Genomic DNA, 18,223 nt, shown 5'->3' with positions numbered 1-18,223 from the left:
AACTACATCATTCGAGTATATCGCCCAAAATAGCCAGGTAGGGGGCGTACCAGTTGGCCGATGCATCGGCGTAGCGCTGATAATTTCCCTGCCTGATACTGCCCAAAACGGGCGCTAATCGTTTCAGGCGATTGTCGGGCAGGTTACCGCGCATGGTAAAATGGGCCAGTCGCCGGGAGAGCTGCGAAAAACCGGGTGCGTTAGCAGGTAACCTGCTGGTCAACAGTTGGTTGATTTTGGTTAGTTGAGCTTGCTTTAGCTGAAGTGGCGCTAGTTTTTGGGCGCGTTGCCGGGTTACCCGTTTCCGAACCAGTACGGTCTCCTGGGCTTCCTGGGCGCGTACGCCTATTTGTTGCTGAACGTGCGTTCGGTACAATTGCAGGGGCTTGTTAATGTACGCAAGCTGGCGGCTGGCCGCTGCGACCAGCGCAATCCAGCCGTCGTAAATGTAGTCACCGGGCAGATCGGGGGGGATGGGTAATACATAGGGAAGGAATGATTTCCTGATTACCGATGCACACCCCATCATTCGATTCCCATCGAGTAAAATTTCCATGGATTCGCCCGATTGCCAGCGTTCGTGCGCAACCGCGTCGAATCGAACGACTTCCCACATCCGGCCCTGTTTATTCGCTAACTGTTCGTCCGTGACCCAGGCATCGCAAAAAGCTACCTGCATAGCCGGGTTTTCGACCATGTACTGGGTGACGGTAGCTATTTTTTCGGGCAACCAGAAATCGTCCTGATCGCAGATATAAATCAGATCACCCGTACAGGCGGACAAGGCTCGTTCGAAATTTTTATTCGACCCCAGCCGGACCGGATTGGCAAGAATACGCACGGTAAAGGGAGCCTTTGCCGCTAAGTCGGCAATGAGCTCTACGGTACCATCGGTCGACTGATCATCGCTGATGACGACTTCGTCGGGTAGCAGGTCCTGCTCCAGTAAACTTTGCCACTGGGCCGACAAATGGGCTACGCCATTGTAGGTACAGAGGGCAATGGAAATAGACGGACGGATGGATTGGGTCATGCAAACGATCAGATTTGATAGCCATACCTGGCAAAAATAGGACGCCAGTAATCGGTCCCGTGAATATCCCAGGCATGACAGCCGAAGGGCAATTTACCGTGATTGTAGTGTTCGATTGCCCATTGTGGATAAAACTCGATGGAAAAATGCAGGGCTTTACGGTAAGAAGGTATGCGCAACCGAGGCCAGTAGCGATTTACTTCCGTGCTCCAGAAAACATCTTCGTGGTATTGGTGCATGGCTATCTGGTTGTATTCAGCAATTTTCCGCTCAAACCGCTTCAGGTATTTTAGCATAGCCGGTACGCGCCGGAGGGTCAGGCCTCCGTTCCCAACGCCGTTCAGGTTAATGATTTCGCGGGGCGTTATGCCATCGGGTTTTTTGAGGTTGAGCCAGGTAGCCACCTGTTTCCGAAGGGTAAAGTCGAGTTGATCGAGCCAGCCCGTAAAATCCCGATCACGCAACCAGGGCGCACCGATGTAGTCATACTGCTGCTGGCACCAGTAAGCCAGATCGTCCTGAAAGACAAAGGCGTCCAGTTGGTGAATGAGCAAATACTCCTGATCGGAAAAGGCTTTGTAAAATTCCTCGGAAAGCATCAGCCGATTGTAGCCGTCAATACTGTTGAAATAGCTGTCGTCGAAGGTCCGTACCTGTAGCGAAGGAACAATCTGACGGTAAGCCGCCACATCGAGCGAATGCGGAGCTGCCAATAAAATCGGGTACTTCCCCAACACGCGCGCGCACTGTGTCAGAGCAATTTGCTCATAATGAGTGAGTTGTGCTTTATAGACGGGCAGGACGACATTAACCCGCGTGGAGGTTGACTGCTTCATACAAGTTTAGACTGGCCCAGTTGTCTTTGCGTGGCTTCCTGCACCCAGGCGTAGGGCAAGTCGGCACACGGATGGCCGAAATCATTGAGAATGGTGATGCCTTCACCCCGCTTGTAACGGCCTGAATAAGGGCTGTAATCGACGAAATCGAATAACTGACCCAGCAGAATAATGGCTTCCGTATTCATCGCATTGGCCATATGGGCCGGGCCACTATCGATACCAATAAATAAAGCAGCCCCCCGAATTACTTCGGCGGTTTCCAGCAAACGGAGTTGGCCGCACAGGTTCAGGACACGTGGATCAGTCAGGGTAATCGTCGGCGTTTGCCCAACCTCAATAATTGGGTAAGGGTAGGTGTCCAGGAGCCATTTGACCAGTTTATTCCAGTTGGCGGCAGGCCAGTCCTTCAGAATGTGGCTCGACTGGCAATGAATAACAATGGCGTGACTGGGCAAATTTCGCGCTTTCACGGCTTGTCGGATAGCGTCTGGAATATACATTTTCGGCTCACCAGTGAGGGCCGGTAAGCCAGCGGCCTGCGAAAATGTAGACAACAAATCCCCCCGATCCAGGTAATTATCGAAGGTTAAACCGATCCGATCGGCGGTTGGGTTGACGGGGTCTTCCGGGCAGTATTTACACTTTCGGTGCGAAATATGCATGTTATAGACCTTATCATAAATGCCCGATCGTAGCAACTGTACGCGCTCTCCGGGGCACTTTTCCAGCAGAAAGCCGTCGAGGTTCGGATTGTATTTGACCAGATCAACGAAAGGCTTGCGCACAATCCAGATAATGTATCCGTTGGGATGAAGCCGACGCACTTCCCGGGCCACCGGCTCACAGGCAATGATGTCGCCCATTTGCTCCGACAGAATAATGGCCACCAATGGACGATCGCCCAGCCGGGCCTTGAGCAACCGCAGTCGACTGTATTTAATAGCAAACGACCAGAACTTCCCAATGATGTGAGTAATCTTATGGTAGCGGTGTATCCAAAGCTCTCGAAAGCGCGGTCCTTCAGTCATATCTAGCGAGATTCTAAGAGCGCGATCACTCGATTGAACGGTTCTTTTAACAATTTTCGAACTCGCAAGTACCGGATTGCCCTCGGCGGTTTTATGTACACGCAGGGATAGGCCCGGTACAGTTCGTTGTGGTTGGCCAGCAGGCGAGTACGGTATAGATCAAACAAGGGCCTTACATCGGGTCGCTGCTGTTCGGGCCGGTCGAGGTAACGGGAAGCGGCCCCGGTCGTTGTTGTGCCGGGACTGGCAAAACCGAAGCGCGTTTGGTGCCTAGAAATATCGTCCGGCCTGTTGGGGTTGTAGCCGCTGAAATGAAAAAACTGTAACAACTCGGTTGTTTCTGCGGAGCCCGGCTCCCGGTTGTTACTCACCACCCATTCGCCCTGATCGTTCTGACTGCTGTACCGCTCGTGCAGATTCCAGTAGGCCATGTTATAGCCTAAATGGTGGTCGATCAAGACGTTTTCGTGATAAACAGGCGCGAAGTTCACCCAGTGCTGATCAACAAAAAGACCGGCACAGAGGTCAATTCGACACTCGTAGACCAAGCGGTCTTTCCACCAGTCAACGAATTGACGGGCGGTCGCATCGTTACTCAGGCCAATAAAGCCAAGGTTATAAATACCCGTGTTGAGATGGTGTTGCTCGTTGGGCAACTCCCAGTCAGGAATTGGCGACAGGGTGTGCGGAGTCAGTACCAGGCTATAGGTAGCCAGCGCGTCGTTAAGTTCGTCAAGCGGTTGAAATACGATGATGTCCGGGTCAAAGTAAATGACCTGGCTGGCATCGGGATACGTCTTGTAGAGGTAATCGATGTAAAAAGGCTTCACTGCTGTGTTCAACTCCGTAATATCATACCGGTCGCACATAGCCGCGAAATCAGGAATCCCGATGGTATGCACTTCAACCATCGGATAATCAGGTACCAACGCATCGGGTAGCCTGGCTTCACTCAGCTTATCAACCAGTCCGATCAGGTATGTATAATCGGGATTGGTTTCTCGCAGTGAATCACCCAAGGTCCGAGCCTGGGCCAGATAATTTATGGAGCAGATTGTAAAGGCAATGGTCATGGATCAGGTACGGCAGCGGCAAACCGAAGTAAGGTAAGCCGTTGCTTACTGTCGGGTCAGTTTAGCGAACAAAGTTACGAGAGTTTCAATGCTTTGTTGCGCGGGATGTCGTTCCAGAATTTTCTGACTCAGTCGTTCGCCCATCGTTTGCCGCAGTTCGGGGGTATGGAGCAGGTGCAGAATTCGGTCACTCATAGCGTCCAGATCAAGATACGGAACAACAAAGCCACCGTCAGTCTCGACTAGTTCCGGCGAGCCACCCGCCTTATCGAAACACACAACGGGTACGTGGCACAGACCAGCTTCAAACACGACAAGCGGGTAGGGATCTTCGCGGGAGCAGAGGACAAAAACATCGAACCGACTCATGTACCGCAATACATCGGGTGTTGGGGGAATCAAATGCACCCGGTCAGCCAGTCCCGCCTTCCGAATATCGACCAGCAAATCATCGCGCAGTCTCCCCTCGGGAACACCAACCCACACAAAATGAATGGGTCGATCAGTATGCGTTTCCCGGCCAATGACCTGTCGGGCCAGCGTCACGAACAGATCATTGCCTTTTCGCCACTCGGCATTTCCGCAGCCACCCACAATCAGCGCGTTAGCGGGCAGGCCCAGCGACGGGTAGATACTGGGTTGTTTAAGGGCTTTCTGCACGTTGCGTTCCAGCGACGGGGTATCAATCAGCGTGTAAAGCGTCATGCGGGCAGGGTCGAAACCGTGCTGTTCTTGGTAATAAGCGGCTGTTGCTTTCGATACGGACAGCAATTGTGTTGTTCGATCCAGTAAATGAGCCAGCTCATCGGGACGGGTATATATCCGAACCGATATGTCCAGCTCATGCACGAACGTAACCACCGGCGTCTTTTCCGGAATGGCCAACTGGCTAAACCAACGACTGCTCGTGACGGTATTGACCAACACCAGATCAAACGTATCCAACGCCAACGATGCCCCCATTTCCCGCTGGCGGGCCTTCTGCTTCCGCTCGTAAAACTGCTCCCAGAGTCCCAGCTTCCCCAGCACTTTATCGGCCAGATCGTTAACGACAAAGCGGTCAGGGACAGGCCATAGCGTGACCGGACAAATAGCCTTGTATTCGTCTAAAAGCGGACCACCTTCGCCTAAAAGCAGATGCATCGATATGCCTTCTGCCTTGAGCAACCGCATCAGATTCAGTAAAACAAGTTGTGCCCCGGCCCGATTGGCGTCGTGGCCGATGAGAAGAGTTTTCAGGATATGGGAGGAGTTTAGTGATTCGTAATTTATGGTTGGCCAACTGCACCGGCGAAATAAACTGGCGCGTCTGCCAACCACAAACTACGAACCCGTAAGCCTAGTACGCTTCGTAACTTGGTTGGGGGAGTTTCTTGGCGGGGTTCCCGAGGTATAAACCCCATTCGTCGGTGTCTTTATAGATGGCCGAGGCCATGCCGACAAGTGTGCCCGTGCCGATGTGGATAAAATCGCGGATGGTGCTGTTTACCCCAAAAAAGCAATACGGTTCAATAACGCAGTGCCCCGACATAACCACGTGCGACGTAAAGAAAACGTGGTCTTTTATCTGGCCATGGTGACCAATATGGTTGCCACTCCAAAGCACAACATTGTTGCCGATGGTTGTGAAGGGCTGAATGGTGTTGTCTTCCAGAATGAAGCAGTTTTCTCCAATCTGATTTCCGAACAACGTCGCTTTAGAGCTGATGTATGAGATGAACTCGTACCCTTTTGCTTTGGCTTCGAGGTAGATCCGTTCGCGGTTGCGGTTCATGTTCCGACCCGTCATGGGGGCGAAAAACTTGTACTCCTGGGGCGGAAACAGCGTTTCAACATCCTCGAAGGCAACCAACGGTAAGCCTTGGAACTCGGCTCCAGTCATGTATTCGCGACTAACGGTAAAAGCCGCTACGTCGTGTTCAGAATCGTGCGTCAGGTAAAAGTGGGCCAGTTCAGCCGTGTCCATTACCCCGAAAATAATAACTTTTGCCATAATTTAAAGAGTTAAAGAGTGAAAGAGCGTTCCGCCGTAGCGGTGAACGATTGACTGAGCGATGCCTGTTTTTTTATGGCTTACCGCTCATTCACTCATTCGCTCTTTCGCCTTTTGTTTACACTAATTCATACTCTCCCAAAAGTACCCGAACGCTGGCGCTGTCGTTGAACATCAGGACATCCAGAATGGATAGCCAGGGAATGAAATCGTTGTGGCTAAACTGCGAGTAGGTTACCACTTTGGATTTGATGAAGCGCAGTTGAATACCCGTTTCCTCAAACGTTACCTTATCGTATAAGTCAATACCACCAATTGGATTAATATAGCGGGTCGCGTTTTCCTGCCGACAAATAGCCAGTATGCGTTCCTGCCCTTTTAACTCCGCGTTCGAGTAGATGGATGAAGAAGCAACCAGTCTGGTGGTCAAGCCCAAATACTTATTCAACTCAACGAGACTAAAGTAGACTAAATCGGTAATGGAATCCGTCGTGTAGTTGACTATTTTTTCGGTTAACGGCATAACCTGCTGATAGCAAGGTGCTTTCCGATATCCCTGCTCAATGGTTTTCAGTAGCTTACTCCGCCATTTCGGATCGTCGGCCAGGTGAACTTCGTTGATCCGTTTGTTCTGGCTGGCATCTTTGAGCGGTATGGTAAACAGGTGTTCCTGTCCGTTGATCAACAGCCGGTTGCGGTTTATCCAGCCTCGATTAATGAACGATACATCGTCGTACAGAATAAATGTATCGACAGCACCCATCAGTTGCATGTAGCCGATGTAAGGCATAAAATAAGGTTGCATGATGGCGAGCGTCATTGGCTTGATGATTAATGCAGTTTTCGTAAATAATAGTCTTCGCCTGGTACGATCATGAGCGCCCGCATGGTGGTATCGGTACCCAGACGTATATCGCCGGGTTGCGGTGCGATGACACTTTTGTCGAAGAAAAGATAATCCGCGTTCGTTGGAATCGGCTTTAATCCCTGTTCAAAGGGATGAATGGCAATTAGTCGGCGGGATAGTTTAGGCCCATAAAGCGGATACTCATAATCATCGTTGATGGTTGCCAGCGCGACCGTGGCGTTGGCGGGTACCAGTTCGTCGAAGCGTTTGTAGGGAATGTATGTATCCGGACGACCAATCGTTATCTGCCGAATGCGGTCGGACTGAAAGGCTGACGGAAAGGTAACACCATCCGGCGCTGTCCAGGCAAAGGGTAACGCGCGGGTATTCAGGAAGACGCACATCAAGGCTGACAGGCAACCCAATACGGTTACCACACCAACGTAGGTTTTCCAGATGGCTCGCTTCGGCACATCAACGGACGTACGTGGATGTAGAAAAATCAAGGCCAGAAACGTAATACCGAACAAGCCGGTTTCAATGAAGTAACGCCCCTTGAACGGATCGTAGGGAGCCGAGTAGGAGAGGGCTGCGAAATGAAGCAGTAAGGCTATGCCCAGGTAGAGGTGGGGCGTTGACCGGACAAAACCAGCCAAAACCAGGATCAGCAATGGAAATACGAGGCCAAAACCGAAAATGCCCCAGTAAGGATTGGCATTGTAAAAGACAAACTTACGGTCGAACGCGAAAGGCTGAATAGAGAAGTCGGTTTCCTCATCCAGCCGCATGTGCAACTTATCTTCCACCAGCACCAGCGGCTGACGCATGGCGTGGTTGATGGTTGCCCCTGGTTTAACATTCCGAATGCCATCCAGGTTAATGTGGTCAAAACCATAACGAACCATGTTACGGCTTCCCTGCTCCAGCAAATTACCCAGTGATCCCGCTCGCTCCACCGACTGGTGTTTAAGCGCCGTTGGCGGGCCAATCGGGTGGCCGAATACCTCGATGTTTTTCAGATAACCCGTTGGCAACGTCCACAAACATACGCCGATACCAATGGCCCCCGCCAGTCGCCAGGTTCTGCCAAACGTAATGGCCAGCGAGCGCGACAGAAAGACCGTGTAAATCATGATAACAAATACGGAAGGCAGCAGCAGCGCGAAGGTAATCTTATGCCCGAATGCCATTCCAAACGCCAGGCCGGCCAGATACAAATAGCGGTTATCGGACGCTGACTGCGCTCCCGTACTTTTGTACGTGAACAGCATGTAGAGCAAAACGCTCAGGTAAGCTGTCAAGACAATATCCGTTTCGGTGGTGATGGCCTGCATCAGAAAATCGGGCAGCAGGGCATAGGCCAGCGCACAGAAAAAACTAGCCGATAATCGGTTCTGACCAATGCGCTGGACAATGCCGAATACGGCGACAATGGCCGTCCAGTAACTCAGGTGGTGAATGAATTTGAAGCCGTTTTCAAACTGGCCGGTCATCAGAAAAGTGTAGATCTGAAGCGTACAGACACTTTTCGGGTAGGTGTCTATGTTCCAGTTAGTCCCCCCAAAGTGCCGCATTGTACCGCGCTGAACGTACTGCATCACCCGGTTTAGGTGGCCAGTCATGCTGTCCCATTCGTTCGGGACTGTGAACAGCACGAGTAACAGGTTGGTAACGGCAATGATCGCCAACGTCAGGAACAGAAGTGAGAAAAGAAACCGGGGGTACGACGATAATCCGCTGAACCAGGCCCGCCCCGTTTGCCAGCGTTCCCGCACAAGAGCTCTGACCGAAAACCGCTCCTGACGAGGCATCAGGAAGGTCAGGACAGCCCCTAAGATTGTTGCCGTACCAAATACCGAACCCGCCCAAATGAGTGAATTGGCCGTCTGGTACAGGGCTGACAGAATGAAGCCCGTTAAAATAACACTCCCGGCACCCAGTAAGAAGGAGGTCAGCCACCATTCGGTCAGGGAACGCCGGCCTATACGTGACGACAGCCGACCAACATAACCGACGAATAGAAGGAGAGAAAGAAAGTAGAGAATACTCATAGTGACAGATGTTTCTGATCGGGTAACCCCAACAGAAAAATACCCCTGGAAATAGACCTGACGATGAGTGGGGTCAGTAAACAGGTAACGAACCGGTAGCCTCAGACACTCTCCGGTACCGTAGCAACAACCAGGTTGACAATAGACGAAATCCGATCAATATCAGCCTCGGCTAAATCGGGATACATGGGCAGGCACAACACCCGCAGCGCGACATCTTCCGAAACGGGGCAGGGTTGAGCGGTATCAGAACCGGGCGCAAACGTAAAGTCCAGCGTATTGAGTGAAGGATAAAAATACCGGCGGGGCATTACCTGATCCGCTTTCAGGGCTTCCATAACCCGCAGCAGAATTTCCTCTGACTCAAAAACGACCGGGTAATAAGCATAATTATAATCCATACCGGGTAGTAACGAGGGGCGACTGATTTTGCTGAAGTCCAGTCGGTTATCGTAAAACCCAAACCGCTCCTTCCGGGACGCAATCAGTTCCGGAACTTTCGGCAGGACACACAGTCCCATGGCCGCGTGGAGTTCGGAATTTTTGGCGTTTATGCCTACACCATAGTAGGTATCATTTTGATGCCCGAATGACCGGAAATGGTGTAATTTCTCGGCCATTTCTTCGTCGTTGGTCACAATACACCCGCCTTCGCCCGTGTGAAAAACTTTGGTAGCGTGAAAACTACAGGTGCTCAGATCACCGTAGCTTAAAATAGACTGGCCTTTATAACGAGCGCCGAATGTGTGGGCCGCATCGTAGATAACTTTTAAATTATGTTTGGTGGCAAGGGCCTGGATCTCCTCGATACGGCAAGCATTGCCGTACACGTGAGTAGCCATAATTGCCTGCGTATTCTCGGTAATAAGCAACTCAATTTTGGCCGGATCGATGTTATAATCATCCGGGCGTATGTCGGCAAAAACAGGCGTACAACCTTCCCATAACAGAGCATTGGTGGTGGCAACATACGAAAACGGGGTCGTAATAACCTCTTTCTTAATGTCCAGCGCTTTCAGAGCCAGTTGTAAAACGACGGTTCCGTTGGTGCAGAACTTCAGGTATTTTACGTCCAGAAATTCCTTCAATTGATCTTCCAGTTTCCGAACAAGGGGACCATCGTTGGTTAGGTGAACACGCTCCCAGATCCCTGTTAAGTAAGCAGTATACTCATCGAGATCTGGCAGATATGATTTAGTGACGTTGATCATCAATTCAGAAGTGGGATAAGAGTCAACACAAATAAAAATCGCTAACAGGTTTAACTAAACCATTAACTGAACTCTATTTACTGCTCACTCGTGACAGGTTCCAGCATTTTTGTGTGGAAAGGAATCTGGGGGCGTACATAACCCGGCCATTTGCCGTACCAGGCAATTCCCTCCCGGAAATCTTCCACGTCAAAGGTAATACCTTCTTCCATAACGTAGAGGGGCGTGACGGTATCCTTGACAATCATCATCGAGATTGTATACGAGCCGTCGTTGAGGAAAAAGCCCGGAATCGTGCATTCGCCCACAATAAGCCCCTTTCCATATGGTTGAGAAAGCGTACCAATGTTGAAAATACACTCACCCGTCATGGAGTTGAGGTGCAGGCTCAGGTTGAGGTTGGCGTGGTCCATCAGGTTCCAGAACTCAAACCGGAACTTCATCGACGTACGAACATCAATGTGGGTAAGCTCATCCAGATAATCGGGGACAAGTTCTACCCGACGAACGCGCACCAGATCGTTGCCGGGGGCTTCTTCGGGTGTGGCCCACTCGCGGGCGAGCCGGGTCTTGGATACCTTGCTCAGGTAAGAGGCAATAACCTGGTTGGTTTCTCCCTGCTCGATCAGGCGTCCTTTTTCGAAATAAAGCGTCTTGTTGCAAAGAGCCTGTACGGCGGTGAGGTTGTGACTGACAAAGATGATGGTCCGTCCGCTGGCCGAGTTGTCGCGCATCTTGCCGAGGCTTTTCTTCTGAAACTCAGCATCACCTACCGCCAGTACCTCATCGACAATCATGATTTCGGGGTCCAGGTGAGCCGAAATGGCAAAACCCAGCCGAACGTACATGCCCGACGAGTACCGTTTCACGGGCGTATCCAAGAACTTCTCGACACCCGCAAAAGCCACAATCTCGTCGAACTGCTTCCGGATTTCGCTACGGCTCATGCCCAGCAGTGATCCGTTCAGGTAAATGTTTTCCCGCCCGGTCAGTTCGGGGTGGAAGCCCGTGCCTACTTCGAGCAGGCTGGCTACCCGACCTTTGATGCGTACCGTGCCGGTAGTCGGCTCAATAATTTTGCTCAGAATTTTGAGGATGGTCGATTTGCCCGCCCCATTGTGCCCAACGATCCCAACCCGGTCGCCCTGCTCGATGGCGAAGTTGACATCACGCAAGGCCCAGAACTCTTCATGCGTAACCGTATTCTGATCTTTTTTACTGCCGAACATGGCCCGGAAGTTTTCCGCAATCACATCGCGCAGCGTGTTGGCACCTTTGCCCTTCTGGTGGTCAATGATGTATTGCTTACTTATATTTTCGACAGTAATAACCGACATAATTTAGCTATCATTTACGCTCTACAATGTACGTTCACATAGAATAAAACGTAATTCGTTAAATGTCATCAACAAAGGTATTCTCGCGTTTACGGAAGAAGTAAAGCGACAAAAATAGGCAGACGCCCACAATACACACGGAGATGAGCAGACTTTGGGGGTTAAAATACGCTTTTTCGCCCAGTAAAGACCAGCGGAAACCATCAATTATGCCGACCATGGGGTTCATCCAGTAAAACGGGTACCAGAATTCGTTGGATTTACCCTCCACCAGGCGGCTGCTGTACGCAATCGGGCAGATGTAAAAGCCAACCTGAACAATAAACGGAATAAGCTGGCCAATATCCCGGAACTTGACGTTTACCGCAGCAAAGAAGAGCCCAAACGCAAACGAAGCCAGTAGGGCCAGGGCAATGAACGCGGGTAACAGAAGCAGGTGCCAGTCGGGTATGAATCGGTACCAGATGGCCAGTACGATAAACAAACCCAGCGATACCAGGAAGTCGATAAAACTAACAGCCACCGAGCTGATAGGCATGATAAGCCGGGGGAAATATACCTTGGTGACCAGGTTGGAATTCATGGTCACGCTATTACTGATCTGGGTAAAAGCGGTTGAGAAGAATGTCCAGACGGTAATGCCCCCTAACACCATCAACGGATAAGGAATACCCGGATCGGCGGGTAGCTTGGCAATCTTGCTGAAAACAAACACCATGATCATCATCGTGATCAGCGGGCGAATCAGCCCCCAGGCAGTACCCAGGGCCGTTTGCTTGTACCGGACAGATACATCCCGCATCGACAGAATAAACATCAGCTCGCGGTTTCTCCACAGATCACGCCAGTAATGCCGCTCAGAGCGACCGGGTTGAATTATAACTTCGTGGGTTTTCAAAATGAGTGACAGTAGGAATACCAGAAAACAGGACAGACACGCTTATTCTCTCATGACGGAACGGTACGTCTCCCGAAAAAAGATAACGATAATGGATAGAACAAGCCCTAAAACAATACCGATCTGCATACCGGCGGTTTTGATAATTTCCCGGTACAGTGGGTAATAAACGGGCTTAATGATGGTGAACAGGGGCGTTTCCCGAATAAGCGACAATCGCATGTTATCCGCCTGTGAGAGGGCCTGATAATACAGCGTTGTCAGAAAGCTTGAGTTTCTCGTTAGCTTGTTTTCCTGGATACGAGCCTGCGCTACCACAACCTGCTGGTTCTGGTCCATGTATTGGGCCAGCTTGTTTTCCGAACCGGATATGCGTCTGGCCAGCGAATCGGATCGTGAGTTTAACAGGTCATACATCTCACGCGTTTTCTTGGTCTGCTTCCGCTGGTAATCGGCCTCAATGGTTCTTAGGTGATTCGTCAGGAAGGTAGCGGCCAACTGTTCGTTCTCCATGAAGGTACTCAGCTCCATGAAGGAGGATTTCCGTTCTGGCTGTTTAACGGCCATTTCCGTGCCAATACGGGTGTAAATGTCCGACATGGCAATCTGCTCCAGCTTCGTGTATTCGCTCGGGAGTTTAGGACGCGTGAAATAAAAGGCCCGGAGCGAGTCGTTGTCTTCCCACTCTTTATCCCGTATGCCACTGTGGCGTATGTAGTAATTGACCAGCAATGTGTCTTTACCATTGATGGTATCCGTCTGCATGAGGGTCTTCTCGACAACTGGCCGGGATTTGGCGTAGATCAGGAAGTTGTCGCCCACAAAGATGTTCGCATCGGGAGCCCCTGAACTTAGGCCGAAAGCACCCGCCAATTGCCCAAGTTCACCACCAAAGCCACCGCCCGATGAACCACCACCCAGGTTAAACATGATCGTGCCGGTGTAGGTGATTTTCGGCTTATGGGCCAGGTCATAGATGAAGCCGATAACCCCGCCAATGGCTACCATAATAAGCAGCAATTTCCAGTTGCGCTGGAATACGTACTTCAGCTGGGCAATACGCAAGACAACGGATTTTGGCGAAATCTGGTCAGGAGGCAACGGCCGGGATGCGGCCAGTTGATTCGTATTGACGATATCGTTTTCGTTTATAGAAGCCATATACGGAAAATGCCTTAGTTATTGAACTCGGGTGATCAGAAGAAGCGTAGTGACCAGCGTTAACAGCGAACCCGCTATACCAACAGTCGAACCAAGGATTTGCTGCGCCGTTAGGGGAACCACCGACCGTTTGGGGATGACGATTTCAGAACCTGGTTCAACGCGTGGATACAAATTGAAGAACATGAATTTGCGGGTCCGGTCAACAGAGCCGTTGGCGTAAATGATAAATGCCCGTTTGCGCTGCGACTTGGACGTGAAACCGCCCGTCTGCGAAATATAGTCCTGGAACGTCTGACCGTTTCTGTATTTGACGGTGTTGGGTAATTGGACTTCGCCCTGAATACGAACCGTTTCGAGTAACTTAGGGATTCGAAGCGTATCACCTTCCTGAAGTAAGATGTCTTCCGTAGAGCCGGGTTTCGCCAGAATGCGCTTCAGGTCAATCCCGATCGCTTCCGAGGTTGCCGGTGAAATAACTTCGGTTTCAACAACCGTCTTGGCTGCATTATCGGCAATTTCTTCGATGGCTTTCTGCCGTCTCCGTATTTCCTCGTTGCTGAGTTTAACCGGACGAATCAGCGTAGCGCCTTCAACATAAGCCTGGGGCGTAAGACCACCCGCCTGAATAACGAGATCAGAAATTTTCTGATCTTTTGTGCGAATCGGATACGAACCGGGAATGATTACCTCACCCGCTACAAACGCATAAGTCTGAATGGCGTAGTTTGGCGACCGGCGTACAATAATCTGGTCGAAGGGTTCCAGAATGAAGGTTCGGTTGGCATCGGTATTGATCGATAAATCGCGGTCTACGTTAAACCGGAACGTTTCGGCGATTTGAGCTGATGGTGAACGGGGATCGGCATCTTTCTTCCGACGGATCACTTCGACCATCGAAGCCGCTGCGGATTCTTTAAGACCCCCGGCCCGTAGCAAGATGTCATCCAGGGTCATGTTAGCCATGTAGGGCATACCCGGATCGGGCAAGTTTACTTCGCCAAGTATTGAAACGGTTGCCTGCTGTACCAGGTCAAAACGCGATGGAATGATGACCTGATCTTCACGTTGCAAAGGAATGTCAGGACCGGTACCGGCCAGTATATCGGTAAGGTTAATAGACAGGTTTTCGATCGCCAGATCTTCCCGTGTCCGAACGATTGTGATACGTCCGGTAAACGCGTCGCCCTTGAGGCCCTCAGCGGTGGTGATGAGTTGTTTCAGGGTGCGGTTATTGTCGAGCGAGTATTGGCCCGTTCTAAAAACCGCGCCTTCGATGGTGACCTGGTTTTCGAAACGATCCAGTAGCCGTTCAACGTTGACAACATCACCGTCCTGCATAACGAACGTTTTGAATTCTGGGGTCGTAACGTCAATTACCTTCACCTCACGATCCGTAAGCCGGGTTACTTTCAATCGATTTTTATAGGCCTGAGCCGCAAAGTCGCCTGCGTAGAACAACAGCCGCTCCAGTGTTTCGCCGGGAACCATTTCGAAAATGTTGGCCCGCTTTACCGTACCCGTAATTTCTACCTTTTCCAGAAAGGTCGTGAAACGGATATTATCATTGTCCTGAAGGCGAAGGTCGTTCCGCTGGATACCGTTCAGCAGGTAATCGTACAAGTCGAGCGTAGCGGCAACTCTGTTGTTCCGAATGAGCTGAACTTTGCGGTACGAGCCTATATCGTTAGGACCACCTGCCTGGTAAATCGCGTTCATCACAGTCGACAAAGACGAGAGGGTGTAGGTGCCGGGACGAACCGCTTCGCCGGTAACCGTTACGCGTATACTACGGATCGTTCCGCCCAGCGAGACTTCCAGAAAGGTATTTTGGGCACCATACGACGACGAACGCAAGCCGACAAACCGTTTCGAAAGCCGGGATATGATTCGGGCCTTTGTCTGCTCAACCGTTAATCCCGATACGGAAACGGGGCCTACACCAGTAGCCTGGGCAAAATAGACATTACCATCGGCCGACACCGTCTGGGAAAAATCAGACTCCGAATAGCCATACATCTGAATATTCAACTGATCGCCGGGACCAACAACGTAGTTGCGGGGCGTTGCAATATTCAAATTAGGCTCGAACGTTTTCTCCATGGCCGGGTCGTTGAAGAGCGAGTAGCCAAATGTCTTCCGACGCTTTTCTTCCTGCTCCCGACGTTGAGCCCGTTCGGCACCCGCCTGAACAAGTTCTTCGTCGGTTTGTAAGCCCTGGTCCGTGGTATCGGTTAGCGAAACTCCTTTGCCGGTTGCCCCGTTGGTATTCTGTTGCCGGGTCGTGCGCGACTGCGATGTTGGTGATGTACGGCCTTTAACGTTGGGTTGGGTCTGGGGTTGGCCCGAGCGCCCCTTTATTTGTTGCTGAACATTGGCCGGTAAAGTACTCGTGTTAACCCCCGGTGGTAAGGCGGTACCTGCTGGCAGACCAGACGTACCGGTTGCCCCGGCCCCCGATGGAACTGCAATCTGAGCCTGAGCCGTTATGCCAATTATTGATAGCAGCAGAATGGCCAAGCGACTACCAAACCGTTGCTGAACGAAAGTGACAACAAAAAGAAAAAATTTTGGCGGTAAGACGTGGAAAATTCTTAGATTTTGCATATTTTTAAGATGTCGAACAGCTTGACTACGGTAAAGATGAAGCCATTAACTAACGAATAATCGGCCTTTGTAGTACATGGTGCAGTTCAGTCGGCAAAGTAAGCGAACTTTTGTTGGATTGTAAACAGTTTCATATTGAGCGGTTCACTTTTATACTGCTAGGCAGCAGGGTATAATTTTTCCGATGTTTGGTTGAAAAGGCTCCCAGGCCTTACAGTCCCTTTTAGTTAATTAGTCCATATGGCAGAATTGCTCAATCAGTCTGTTCAGTACAATGAAGATAGTATCCGCTCATTAGATTGGCGCGAACACATTCGTCTGAGACCCGGTATGTACATCGGTAAACTCGGCGATGGATCGGCGGCCGATGATGGCATCTATGTGCTCATAAAAGAAACCATCGACAACTGCATTGATGAGCATGTCATGGGTTTTGGTAAAACAATTGATGTCCGCGTAACAGACCATCGGGTAGACGTGCGCGACTATGGCCGGGGTATTCCACTCGGTAAAGTTGTGGAGGTCGTTTCCAAAATTAACACGGGCGGCAAGTATGATTCAGGCGCTTTCCAGAAGTCGGTCGGGCTGAACGGGGTCGGTACCAAAGCGGTCAATGCGCTCTCAACCTATTTCAAGGTTCAGGCTTTCCGGGATGGTCGTACCGTCTGGGCCGAATTTGAGCGGGGCGAACTGAAACAACGGAACGAAGATGCTACGAACGAGCGCAACGGAACGCTCATCAGCTTTGAGCCGGACGATACGGTGTTCAAGCATTTTCATTTCATTCCCCAGTTTCTGGAAAATATGATCTGGAACTACTGCTACCTGAACGCAGGCCTTACGATCTCATTCAATAAGCAGAAGTATATATCGCAGAACGGCTTGCTCGACTTGCTGCGCGACAAGACCAAGAAAGACGAAGAATCGCTGCGTTATCCGATCATCCACTTGAAAGGAAGCGATCTGGAGATTGCCATGACGCACGGTAACCAATACGGCGAAGAGTATTATTCATTCGTTAACGGGCAATACACAACCCAGGGTGGTACCCACCTCAACGCGCTAAAAGAAGCCGTTGTTGAAACCGTTCGGCGTCACTTCGACAAGAATTACGAGGTGTCGGATATTCGCTCCTCCATCATTGCTGCCATCAGTATTCGGGTTCAGGAGCCCGTTTTTGAGTCGCAGACGAAAACAAAGCTTGGGTCGCAGAATATGTCTCCCGAGCAAAACGCGCAATCGGTCAGTTCATTCGTCAAAGAGTTCGTCAAGGAACAACTGGATAATTTCCTGCACCAGAACCCTGCCGTCCGCGAAGCGCTCAAGAAACGAATCGAACAGTCGGAACGGGAACGCAAAGAACTCGCCGGTATCAAGAAACTGGCCAATGATCGGGCCAAAAAAGCGAGCCTGCACAACAAGAAACTGCGCGACTGCCGCAACCACCTGCCCGATCTGAAAGCGGATGATCGGTACCAGTCTACGTTGTTTATAACCGAAGGAGACTCGGCTAGTGGATCCATTACTAAATCGCGGAATGTGCAGTCTCAGGCCGTATTCAGCCTGCGAGGTAAACCCCTTAATTGCTTCGGACTGACCAAAAAAGTGGTGTATGAAAACGAAGAATTCAATCTGCTTCAGCATGCCCTGGATATTGAAGAAGGGCTGGAAGGATTACGGTACAACCGCATCGTCATTGCGACCGATGCCGATGTAGACGGGATGCACATCCGATTGCTGATGCTAACGTTCTTTCTGCAGTTTTTTCCCGATCTGGTGCGGAACGGTCATCTGTATATTCTCGAAACCCCGTTGTTCCGCGTGCGAAATCCGAAAAATCACAAGGAAACAACTTACTGTTATTCGGAGGAGGAAAAACAGGGAAGTATCGACAAACTAATGAAGGGCGGGAAGAAGGTAGAAATAACCCGGTTTAAAGGATTAGGGGAGATTTCTCCGGATGAGTTTGGCCTGTTCATTGGCGAGAACATGCGTCTCGAACCCGTTATCATGGAAAAGGAAACCTCCGTTCCCAAATTGCTGAGTTATTACATGGGCAAAAACACCCCCGACCGCCAGCGCTTTATCATCGATAATCTGCGTGTTGAAAAAGATATTGATGAAGTCGCTTTGGTATAAGTTTTA

At 50.7% G+C, this 18,223-nt stretch carries 14 protein-coding genes; 1 reads left to right on the top strand and 13 read right to left on the bottom strand.

Features of this window, described 5'->3' with window-relative positions; all coding sequences use genetic code 11:
* Positions 1-7 precede the first annotated feature (7 nt).
* The 13 genes from ACYU87_RS04695 to ACYU87_RS04635 form a co-directional block, all read right to left on the bottom strand.
* On the bottom strand, positions 8-1,033 hold the full coding sequence (locus ACYU87_RS04695; RefSeq protein ID WP_461132860.1) for a glycosyltransferase: 1,026 nt from the start codon (positions 1,031-1,033) through the stop codon (positions 8-10).
* 8 nt (positions 1,034-1,041) lie between these two features.
* On the bottom strand, positions 1,042-1,869 hold the full coding sequence (locus ACYU87_RS04690) for a DUF5672 family protein (RefSeq protein ID WP_461132859.1): 828 nt from the start codon (positions 1,867-1,869) through the stop codon (positions 1,042-1,044).
* The gene (locus tag ACYU87_RS04685; protein WP_461132858.1) at positions 1,866-2,900 is read right to left on the bottom strand and encodes a glycosyltransferase family 9 protein; all 1,035 of its coding nucleotides are present in this window, start codon (positions 2,898-2,900) and stop codon (positions 1,866-1,868) included. The genes ACYU87_RS04690 and ACYU87_RS04685 overlap by 4 nt, the downstream gene beginning before the upstream one ends.
* Positions 2,901-2,902: 2 nt before the next feature.
* Positions 2,903-3,973: a glycosyltransferase family protein gene (locus ACYU87_RS04680; protein ID WP_461132857.1), complete on the bottom strand. Its 1,071-nt coding sequence runs from the start codon at positions 3,971-3,973 to the stop codon at positions 2,903-2,905.
* A 45-nt stretch (positions 3,974-4,018) separates the two neighbouring features.
* A complete protein-coding gene (locus ACYU87_RS04675; RefSeq protein WP_461132856.1) occupies positions 4,019-5,293 on the bottom strand; it encodes a glycosyltransferase family 4 protein in 1,275 nt (424 codons plus the stop codon).
* Between the two features lie 19 nt (positions 5,294-5,312).
* Entirely contained in the window at positions 5,313-5,966 is a 654-nt protein-coding gene (locus tag ACYU87_RS04670; protein ID WP_461132855.1) for an acetyltransferase, read from the bottom strand.
* A 118-nt stretch (positions 5,967-6,084) separates the two neighbouring features.
* Positions 6,085-6,786 carry a WbqC family protein gene (locus ACYU87_RS04665; RefSeq protein WP_461132854.1) on the bottom strand — a complete coding sequence of 234 codons (702 nt, stop codon included), beginning with the start codon at positions 6,784-6,786 and terminating at the stop codon, positions 6,085-6,087.
* 11 nt (positions 6,787-6,797) lie between these two features.
* The gene (locus ACYU87_RS04660; protein WP_461132853.1) at positions 6,798-8,864 is read right to left on the bottom strand and encodes an ArnT family glycosyltransferase; all 2,067 of its coding nucleotides are present in this window, start codon (positions 8,862-8,864) and stop codon (positions 6,798-6,800) included.
* 101 nt (positions 8,865-8,965) lie between these two features.
* The gene (locus ACYU87_RS04655; RefSeq protein ID WP_461132852.1) at positions 8,966-10,075 is read right to left on the bottom strand and encodes a DegT/DnrJ/EryC1/StrS family aminotransferase; all 1,110 of its coding nucleotides are present in this window, start codon (positions 10,073-10,075) and stop codon (positions 8,966-8,968) included.
* A 77-nt stretch (positions 10,076-10,152) separates the two neighbouring features.
* Complete coding sequence (locus ACYU87_RS04650; RefSeq protein WP_461132851.1) at positions 10,153-11,412, bottom strand: ABC transporter ATP-binding protein; 1,260 nt, start codon at positions 11,410-11,412, stop codon at positions 10,153-10,155.
* A gap of 58 nt (positions 11,413-11,470) precedes the next feature.
* Positions 11,471-12,310 carry an ABC transporter permease gene (locus tag ACYU87_RS04645; protein WP_461132850.1) on the bottom strand — a complete coding sequence of 280 codons (840 nt, stop codon included), beginning with the start codon at positions 12,308-12,310 and terminating at the stop codon, positions 11,471-11,473.
* Positions 12,311-12,352: 42 nt separating this feature from the next.
* Positions 12,353-13,471: a hypothetical protein gene (locus ACYU87_RS04640; RefSeq protein WP_461132849.1), complete on the bottom strand. Its 1,119-nt coding sequence runs from the start codon at positions 13,469-13,471 to the stop codon at positions 12,353-12,355.
* Positions 13,472-13,489: 18 nt separating this feature from the next.
* Complete coding sequence (locus ACYU87_RS04635; RefSeq protein WP_461132848.1) at positions 13,490-16,078, bottom strand: polysaccharide biosynthesis/export family protein; 2,589 nt, start codon at positions 16,076-16,078, stop codon at positions 13,490-13,492.
* Positions 16,079-16,318: 240 nt separating this feature from the next.
* Between ACYU87_RS04635 and ACYU87_RS04630 the strand changes: the two genes are divergently transcribed.
* Positions 16,319-18,217, top strand: a complete 1,899-nt coding sequence (locus ACYU87_RS04630) for a DNA topoisomerase IV subunit B (RefSeq protein WP_461132847.1) — start codon at positions 16,319-16,321, stop codon at positions 18,215-18,217.
* Positions 18,218-18,223 lie beyond the last annotated feature (6 nt).

Source organism: Spirosoma lituiforme, from assembly GCF_054776635.1.
The sequence above is the reverse complement of the archived record's forward strand: the minus strand, read 5'-3'. Positions and strand labels throughout refer to the sequence as shown.

Bases quoted from the DNA above. Each gene is read 5' to 3' on its own strand.
- ACYU87_RS04630 (WP_461132847.1), top strand. From the start codon at position 16,319: ATGGCAGAATTGCTCAATCAGTCTGTTCAGTACAATGAAGATAGTATC.
- ACYU87_RS04665 (WP_461132854.1), bottom strand. From the start codon at position 6,786: ATGACGCTCGCCATCATGCAACCTTATTTTATGCCTTACATCGGCTAC.
- ACYU87_RS04695 (WP_461132860.1), bottom strand. From the start codon at position 1,033: ATGACCCAATCCATCCGTCCGTCTATTTCCATTGCCCTCTGTACCTAC.
- ACYU87_RS04640 (WP_461132849.1), bottom strand. From the start codon at position 13,471: ATGGCTTCTATAAACGAAAACGATATCGTCAATACGAATCAACTGGCC.
- ACYU87_RS04670 (WP_461132855.1), bottom strand. From the start codon at position 5,966: ATGGCAAAAGTTATTATTTTCGGGGTAATGGACACGGCTGAACTGGCC.
- ACYU87_RS04655 (WP_461132852.1), bottom strand. From the start codon at position 10,075: ATGATCAACGTCACTAAATCATATCTGCCAGATCTCGATGAGTATACT.
- ACYU87_RS04680 (WP_461132857.1), bottom strand. From the start codon at position 3,973: ATGACCATTGCCTTTACAATCTGCTCCATAAATTATCTGGCCCAGGCT.
- ACYU87_RS04635 (WP_461132848.1), bottom strand. From the start codon at position 16,078: ATGCAAAATCTAAGAATTTTCCACGTCTTACCGCCAAAATTTTTTCTT.
- ACYU87_RS04650 (WP_461132851.1), bottom strand. From the start codon at position 11,412: ATGTCGGTTATTACTGTCGAAAATATAAGTAAGCAATACATCATTGAC.
- ACYU87_RS04690 (WP_461132859.1), bottom strand. From the start codon at position 1,869: ATGAAGCAGTCAACCTCCACGCGGGTTAATGTCGTCCTGCCCGTCTAT.
- ACYU87_RS04685 (WP_461132858.1), bottom strand. From the start codon at position 2,900: ATGACTGAAGGACCGCGCTTTCGAGAGCTTTGGATACACCGCTACCAT.
- ACYU87_RS04660 (WP_461132853.1), bottom strand. From the start codon at position 8,864: ATGAGTATTCTCTACTTTCTTTCTCTCCTTCTATTCGTCGGTTATGTT.